The sequence below is a fragment of the Pseudomonas sp. NPDC089534 genome (assembly GCF_044749305.1).
GTDB classification, from domain to species: Bacteria; Pseudomonadota; Gammaproteobacteria; order Pseudomonadales; family Pseudomonadaceae; genus Aquipseudomonas; species Aquipseudomonas ekonensis.
Genome location: NZ_JBIVHR010000216.1, coordinates 1 through 1,432, shown reverse-complemented (window position 1 = coordinate 1,432; position 1,432 = coordinate 1). Strand labels below are relative to the sequence as shown.

3 protein-coding genes are annotated in these 1,432 nt (G+C 55.0%); all 3 read left to right on the top strand.

Annotated features, from left to right (window positions below):
• The first annotated feature begins 117 nt into the window (after positions 1 to 117).
• Entirely contained in the window at positions 118 to 486 is a 369-nt protein-coding gene (gene secE / locus ACIP0B_RS28505) for a preprotein translocase subunit SecE (RefSeq protein WP_400838549.1), read from the top strand.
• Positions 487 to 495: 9 nt separating this feature from the next.
• Positions 496 to 1,029 carry a transcription termination/antitermination protein NusG gene (nusG, locus tag ACIP0B_RS28500; RefSeq protein WP_007957598.1) on the top strand — a complete coding sequence of 178 codons (534 nt, stop codon included), beginning with the start codon at positions 496 to 498 and terminating at the stop codon, positions 1,027 to 1,029.
• A gap of 117 nt (positions 1,030 to 1,146) precedes the next feature.
• On the top strand, positions 1,147 to 1,432 hold a 286-nt coding region (rplK, locus tag ACIP0B_RS28495; RefSeq protein ID WP_400838546.1), incomplete at its 3' end, for a 50S ribosomal protein L11.

The following is a 1,432-nucleotide window of genomic DNA, read 5'->3' as shown; positions in this document are numbered from 1 at the left end:
AACCTACGGTTTTGGAGACCGTCGCTCTGCCAAAACCGTAGGTTGGGGGTTCGATTCCCTCCTGACCTGCCAGATTCACTCGGTGTGTCTGGCTTTCTTTTCACAGGATCTTCGCAGATGACTCCTAAAGCTGAAGCCCAAAGCTCTCGCTTTGATCTGATCAAGTGGCTTGTAGTGGTTTCCTTGGTGGTTGTCGGTGTTGTCGGCAATCATTATTTCTCCGCTTCGCCGATCCTGTACCGCGTGCTGGCTCTGCTTGCTATTGCTGCTGTTGCTGCCTTTGTAGGGCTGCAGACTGCGAAAGGTAAGTCGTTCTTCGCGCTGGCAAAGGAAGCTCGCACCGAGATTCGTAAGGTCGTATGGCCGACTCGCCAGGAAACTACGCAGACTACGCTGATTGTCGTAGCTGTGGTGTTGATTATGGCGCTGCTGTTGTGGGGGCTTGATTCCCTCCTCGGCTGGCTTGTTTCCCTGATTGTAGGCTAAGGGTGTCCCGTGGCTAAGCGTTGGTACGTTGTGCATGCTTACTCGGGTTACGAGAAGCATGTAATGCGCTCCCTGATCGAGCGCGTAAAGCTGGCTGGCATGGAAGACGGCTTCGGCGAGATTCTGGTTCCCACTGAAGAAGTGGTTGAGATGCGTAATGGCCAGAAGCGCAAAAGCGAGCGTAAGTTCTTTCCAGGATATGTGCTGGTTCAGATGGATATGAACGAGGGTACTTGGCACTTGGTCAAGGATACTCCTCGGGTGATGGGCTTTATCGGTGGTACTGCCGATAAGCCTGCGCCGATCACCGACAAAGAGGCGGAAGCCATTCTGCGTCGCGTCGCCGATGGTAGCGATAAGCCTAAGCCGAAGACTCTCTTCGAGCCGGGTGAGACCGTTCGTGTCAATGACGGTCCTTTCGCTGACTTCAATGGCGTTGTTGAAGAAGTTAACTACGAAAAGAGCCGGATCCAGGTCGCGGTGCTCATTTTCGGTCGCTCTACTCCGGTGGAGTTGGAGTTCAGCCAGGTCGAAAAGGTCTAGTTGGACAAGCATCCCAACCCCGCAGCCTTAGGCTGTGGGGTTTTGTCGTCACTGGGATATACGCGCAAGTAACCGGGGAGCCTTTCGAGGCGTTCGAACCCGTAATTGGAGTGCCTCATGGCCAAGAAGATTACCGCTTACATCAAGCTGCAAGTGAAGGCCGCTCAGGCTAACCCAAGTCCACCCGTCGGCCCGGCTCTGGGTCAGCACGGTGTGAACATCATGGAATTCTGCAAGGCTTTCAACGCCCGTACCCAGGGTCTTGAGCCAGGTCTGCCGACTCCAGTGATCATCACTGTCTACAGCGACCGCAGCTTCACTTTCGAAACCAAATCCACCCCTGCTTCGGTTCTGCTGAAGAAGGCGGCCGGTCTGACCAGCGGCTCCGCTCGTCCGAACACCG

Bases quoted from the DNA above. Each gene is read 5' to 3' on its own strand.
- secE (WP_400838549.1), top strand. From the start codon at position 118: ATGACTCCTAAAGCTGAAGCCCAAAGCTCTCGCTTTGATCTGATCAAG.